Raw genomic sequence first — 6,123 nt, 5'->3', positions numbered from 1 at the left:
CCGGCGGTATGCTTTCCAATCTGGTATCGCAGTTGAAAGATGCACATGCTGAGGATAAATATTATGACGTACTTGAGGAAATCCCTCGTGTAAGAAAAGACTTTGGTGAACCGCCGCTTGTAACACCGTCATCACAGATTGTTGGTACCCAGGCTGTACTGAACGTTCTGATGGGTGAACGCTATAAAATGATTACCAAAGAAAGCAAGGCCCTGCTTCATGGCGAATACGGTCAGACCGTGAAGCCATTTAATCCAGAAGTTCAGAAGAAAGCCTGCGGTGATGAGACACCGATCACTTGTCGTCCGGCAGATCTTCTGAAACCCGAGCTGAGGGAAATGGAGAAAGAGGTGGCCCGCTATAAACAGCAGGATGAAGATGTATTATCCTACGCTTTATTCCCGCAGGTAGCCGTTGATTTCTTCAAGTACCGTGAGGCGCAGCAGGAGAAAGTCGATCCTACCCGGGCGGACACGAAAGCCGGAGCTTATCCAGTGTAGGAAATAGATAAATTGGTTCAGCCAATCACGTTAGATTATTAACATGTAGTTGGCTGGGCCAATTTGCTTTTTGCGAGCACTCGTCAATCAATAGTGCTGAAAGAAATTGCCGAACAGGGATGATTTTCAGACAAAAAATAAAAAACTTTAAAAAATTAAAAAAAAGTACTGTACAAATCAGAAATTCATGATATAATAACATCAACACGATGTTAAAGAATTAACGAATGCTCATGGGAGTTGAAAATGGGTCAAAAGTTTTTCAAAGAGTTTCGTTAATACGCACGTGACATTGCAGCTTTATTAATATTTTATCATGTTATGTTATTGAAAGGGAGAACAAGATCATGGGAGAAATTGTAATTGCAAGTGCATGTAGAACAGCTATCGGTACATTTGGCGGTACATTAAAGGATGTTCCAGCAGCAGAACTTGGTGCAATCGTTGTTAAGGAAGCAGTTAAGAGAGCAGGCATCAAACCTGAGATGGTTGATGAAGTTATTTTCGGTAACGTATTACAGGCAGGTCTTGGCCAGAATATCGCTCGTCAGGTTACTTTAAAGGCAGGTCTTCCTATTGAGACAACAGCTATGACAATTAATATCGTTTGTGGTTCCGGTCTGAAGAGTGTTGCTCTTGCAGCTAACCAGATTCTTGCAGGCGAATCTGAAATCGTTGTTTGTGGTGGTACAGAGAACATGAGTGCTGCTCCATATGCAGTTCCTAGTGCTCGTTGGGGCGCAAGAATGAACAATTCTAAGATGATCGACGTTATGGTTAATGATGGTCTGTGGGATGCTTTCAACCAGTATCACATGGGTATCACAGCTGAAAACGTTGCTGAGAAATACGGTATCACAAGAGAAATGCAGGATGAATTTGCAGTAGCTTCCCAGAGCAAAGCAGAAGCAGCTATCAAAGCAGGCAAGTTCAAAGATGAAATCGTTCCTGTAGTTATCCATGGCAAGAAGGGTGATACAGTATTTGATACAGATGAACATCCTAAATTCGGCACAACACTTGAAAAAGTGGCTAAATTAAAACCAGCTTTCAAGAGAGATGGCGGTACAGTTACAGCGGCTAATGCTTCAGGTATCAACGACAGTGCAGCAGCTCTGGTTGTTATGTCCAAAGAAAAAGCTGATGAATTAGGTATCAAACCTCTTGCAACAATCGTTTCCTATGCTACAGGCGGTGTAGATCCATCTATCATGGGTGTTGGCCCTGTCCCTGCAGTTACTAAGGCATTGGCTAGAGCTAACATGACAGTTGATGATCTTGATCTGATCGAAGCAAATGAAGCTTTCGCAGCTCAGTCTCTGGCAGTTGCTCAGGATCTTAAGTTTGATATGAGCAAGGTTAACGTTAATGGTGGTGCTATTGCTCTTGGCCATCCAATTGGTGCATCAGGTGCCAGAATCCTTGTTACATTATTATATGAAATGCAGAAGAGAGAAGACGCCCATACAGGTCTTGCTACACTGTGTATCGGTGGTGGCCAGGGCCAGGCTCTTATCGTTAAAAAATAATTCCTTTTCTTCTAACATACATAGAGGATGAAAGAAAGGCTGTTTCAAAACATGTTTTGGAACAGCCTTTTCTTCGCATTATTCACAAAGAAGTATAAGTTTGTGTGCATTCTTTGATTACTTGCGGGAATGAAAAATCTGTGTTATGATAAAACAGACTGATGAAAAAACTGGAGGCAAATATGGATACATCGGCAGATGTGCTGCAATTAATAGAGGAATCTTATAAAACATTCAGCAAAGGGCAGAGATATATAGCAGATTATATATGTAATAATTATGATAAGGCAGTGGATATGACAGCGGCTCGCCTTGGAAAGATTGTCGGAGTCAGTGAATCGACGGTTGTTCGATTTGCAACAGAGCTTGGCTTTAAAGGATATCCGCAGTTCCAGAAGGCACTGGGAGAACTTGTGAAACAGAGATTGAGTTCTGTTCAGAGAATTTCACTGGCATACGAGAGATTATCTGAGAGCCCGGATCTTATTTCTTCTGTGCTCCATAATGATATACAGAATTTGAAACATACGGAAGAAATGATTGACCGGGATGCATTTTACAGGGCGGTTGATTTGATTGGGGATGCCAGGAAGATTTATGTGATCGGCGGGAGAAGCTGCAGTACGCTTGCTTCATTTTTAAACTATTATCTGAGCTATATCTTTGATGATGTTCGATTAATACGTTCAGACAGTGTGACAGAATCAATTGAGGAGATTCATCGTATTGGAGAGCAGGATGTGATTCTTGCAATCAGTTTTCCACGTTATTCAGTGAAGACAATACAGACCGTTTCATTCGCCAAGAACCGTAAGGCGAAGATTATCGCTATTACAGACGGCGAACAGTCACCATTGGCTAAATATGCAGATTGTTCGATTTATGCAGGCAGTGATATGGTTTCCTTTGTGGATTCGCTTGTTGCACCGCTCAGTGTTGTTAATGCATTGCTGGCAGCACTGAGTATGCGGTATAAGGATTCCGTAACGGATACAATGTTGTCTATGGAATCAATATGGAATACGATGAACGAATATGAACGCATTGATTAATGATTCGGATGGAGTCTTTTTATGAAGAAAATAATAATTGTCGGCGGTGGAGCCGCCGGTATATTTGCGGCTGTTTCGGCAGCGAATGAACATACGGAAGTTCATATATATGAACATAATGAGAAACTTGGGAAGAAACTCTTTATTACCGGTAAGGGTCGATGCAATATTACAAACGGATGCGATGATGTGGAGGAATTGCTGAGTCATGTCGTGACAAATGCACGATTTTTATATTCTGCATTTTATACATTCAGCAATCAGGATATGATGCAGTTCCTGACTGAACAGGGACTGGAATTGAAGACAGAAAGAGGCCAGAGAGTATTTCCGGTTTCAGATAAATCCTCTGATGTGATCCGTACACTGGAACGTGTTTTGAAGGACAGGCATGTGCAGGTCCATTTGAAACAGCAAGTCTGTGATTTGTGGATTGAAGACAATGAGATAAGAGGGATTTTCTTGTCCGGCGGAGAGAAGGTTGAAGCAGATGTGGTGATCCTGGCTGCCGGCGGTGTCTCTTATCCTTCAACAGGTTCTACCGGAGACGGTTATCGGATGGCTGAGCATGCGGGTCATCATGTGACACCGAGGGTGCCTTCACTTGTACCGATGATTGTGGATGATGCATGGTGTACAGAACTTCAGGGACTGTCTTTGAAAAATATCAATTTTTCCCTTCGATGCGGGAAGAAAGAATTTTACCGGGAATTCGGAGAGATGATGTTTACACATTTTGGCATTACCGGACCGGTTGTATTAAGCGGCAGTACCCGGATAGCCCCTTATCTGAAGAAAGGCACTGTTACGGCTGAGATTGATATGAAACCTTCATTGACCGAAGAACAGTTGGATGCACGGCTGCTTAGGGATTTTGATAAGAACATGAATAAGCAGATCAGAAATGCATTGTCAGAACTTTTACCGTCCAGTCTGATACCTGTGATTATCAGACTTTCGGAGATTGATCCTTACATGATCGTGCATGATGTGACGAAAAAGCAGCGCCAGAAATTGATTCATACAATGCGTCATTTGACTATGACGGTGACAGGTGTGCGTGGTTTTAATGAGGCAATCATTACCCAGGGAGGCATCCGTGTTAAAGAGGTGGACCCGAGTACGATGGCATCGAAGCTTGTGAAGGGGCTGTATTTTGCCGGTGAGATCCTGGATCTGGATGCAGTTACCGGCGGTTATAATCTTCAGATTGCCTGGTCAACGGCTTATCTGGCGGGCAGGTCTGCGGCAGAAGCAATCACAGAGTAAAGGAATGAGAATAATGAGTATAAATGTAGCGATAGATGGACCAGCTGGTGCAGGAAAGAGCACAATCGCCAAAAAGCTTGCCAAGGAGCTGGACTATATTTATGTGGATACTGGTGCGATGTATCGGGCCATGGCATTATATATGATAGAGCAGAAGACGGACATTCAGCATATGGATGCTGTCAGAAGTGCCTGTGATGCAATCACAATCGATATCCGATACAGCGATGGTGAACAGCAGGTTATTCTGAATGGAAGGAATGTTAATGATTTTATCCGTACGGAGGCAGTCAGTGAGATGTCCAGCAAGATTTCGGCAATACCTGAAGTGCGGGCTAAACTGCTTTCTCTGCAGCGCTCTCTGGCAGCTGCATCAAATGTCATTATGGATGGCAGAGATATCGGAACGCATGTTTTACCGAATGCGGATGTGAAGATTTTCCTGACGGCGGATGCGCATGTGCGTGCCCTGCGACGATATGAAGAATTTACAGCGAAGGGAATCAATTGTACCTTGGAGAATGTTGAACGTGAGGTCATTGAGCGTGATGAACGTGATATGAACCGGGCAATCGCACCGCTTAAACAGGCAGAGGATGCGGTCAGAGTGGATACATCACAGATGAATATTGATGAAGTCGTTAATTGCCTTAGACAGCTGATCCTTGACCGCATTTAGAAGGTGTATAAAATGAAGAATGTTATTTTGGCAAAGACTGCAGGATTTTGTTTCGGTGTCCGTCGGGCGGTTGATATGGCTTATGGCATTGCCGGCAGAGACAAGGTCTACACGTATGGCCCGATCATACATAATGAAACGGTTGTTGAGGACCTTGAGGCCAAAGGGGTAAAGGTGGTTCATTCTATCGAAGAAGCAGCTGCCCTTGCAGGCGGGACGATGATCATTCGGTCACACGGAGTATCCAAAGAGGAGATTGATCTTCTGAAACAGATGGGATTTGATATTGTGGATGCCACATGTCCTTTTGTTAAGAAAATCCATCACATTGTCGAGAAATACAGCGAACAGGGATATGGCATTATTATTATAGGCAGTGCGGATCATCCGGAGGTGCAGGCAATCAGCGGGTGGTGCAAGGAACCGCCGGTGATTATCGAATCTGAGGAAGAAGCCCGGGAATTTAAGACTGATCCGGATAAAAAATTGTGTCTTGTATCACAAACGACATTTAATTACAATAAATTTCAATTATTAGTTGAAATTATTTCAAAAAAGGGTTATGATATAAGATGTCTAAATACTATATGCAATGCGACTGAGGAACGCCAGTCAGAAGCCCGGGAGATAGCCGGACGCGTTGATGCAATGATTGTCATTGGCGGAAGACAGAGTTCCAATACGCAGAAATTATATGATATTTGCAAAAACGAATGTAAAAATACTTACTATATACAGACACTTGTTGACTTGGATTTGAAGACATTTGAATCTATAGGTAATGTAGGTATTACAGCAGGGGCATCGACCCCAAATAATATTATCGAGGAGGTTCACACCAATATGTCAGAAATGGGTAATGAACAGAGTTTTGAACAGATGCTGGAAGCATCATTAAAAACTATCAGAACAGGAGAAGTCGTTGAAGGTACCGTCATCGATGTCAAAGAAGACGAGATCATTCTTAATATAGGCTACAAGGCAGACGGAATCATCACGAGAAATGAGTATTCCAATACATCTAATCTCGACCTTAGAACAGTTGTCAATGTTGGCGATACAATGCAGGCTAAAGTTCTGAAAGTAAATGATGG

Annotated in this window: 5 protein-coding genes and 1 pseudogene; all 6 read left to right on the top strand. The window is 42.9% G+C overall.

Going from position 1 to position 6,123, the window contains the following annotated elements:
- A pseudogene (locus WMO25_RS13500) lies at positions 1-500 on the top strand (oxaloacetate decarboxylase subunit alpha); the annotation flags it as partial.
- Between the two features lie 347 nt (positions 501-847).
- On the top strand, positions 848-2,029 hold the full coding sequence (locus tag WMO25_RS13495; protein WP_435384314.1) for an acetyl-CoA C-acetyltransferase: 1,182 nt from the start codon (positions 848-850) through the stop codon (positions 2,027-2,029).
- Positions 2,030-2,190: 161 nt separating this feature from the next.
- Positions 2,191-3,081: a MurR/RpiR family transcriptional regulator gene (locus WMO25_RS13490; protein ID WP_349085740.1), complete on the top strand. Its 891-nt coding sequence runs from the start codon at positions 2,191-2,193 to the stop codon at positions 3,079-3,081.
- 21 nt (positions 3,082-3,102) lie between these two features.
- Complete coding sequence (locus WMO25_RS13485) at positions 3,103-4,350, top strand: BaiN/RdsA family NAD(P)/FAD-dependent oxidoreductase (RefSeq protein ID WP_349085739.1); 1,248 nt, start codon at positions 3,103-3,105, stop codon at positions 4,348-4,350.
- A 13-nt stretch (positions 4,351-4,363) separates the two neighbouring features.
- Complete coding sequence (gene cmk, locus WMO25_RS13480) at positions 4,364-5,029, top strand: (d)CMP kinase (RefSeq protein WP_015514153.1); 666 nt, start codon at positions 4,364-4,366, stop codon at positions 5,027-5,029.
- A gap of 12 nt (positions 5,030-5,041) precedes the next feature.
- Positions 5,042-6,123: 4-hydroxy-3-methylbut-2-enyl diphosphate reductase (ispH, locus tag WMO25_RS13475; protein WP_349085738.1), on the top strand; the 1,082-nt coding region annotated here is incomplete at its 3' end.

Source organism: Coprococcus intestinihominis (assembly GCF_040096555.1).
Taxonomy (GTDB): Bacteria; Bacillota; Clostridia; order Lachnospirales; family Lachnospiraceae; genus Coprococcus_A; species Coprococcus_A intestinihominis.
This window is presented reverse-complemented; position numbering and strand designations above follow the sequence as displayed.

What these genes read in the sequence shown, in the direction of transcription:
- WMO25_RS13495 (WP_435384314.1), top strand. Translation starts at nt 848, where the DNA reads ATGGGAGAAATTGTAATTGCAAGTGCATGTAGAACAGCTATCGGTACA.
- WMO25_RS13490 (WP_349085740.1), top strand. Translation starts at nt 2,191, where the DNA reads ATGAAAAAACTGGAGGCAAATATGGATACATCGGCAGATGTGCTGCAA.
- WMO25_RS13485 (WP_349085739.1), top strand. Translation starts at nt 3,103, where the DNA reads ATGAAGAAAATAATAATTGTCGGCGGTGGAGCCGCCGGTATATTTGCG.
- cmk (WP_015514153.1), top strand. Translation starts at nt 4,364, where the DNA reads ATGAGTATAAATGTAGCGATAGATGGACCAGCTGGTGCAGGAAAGAGC.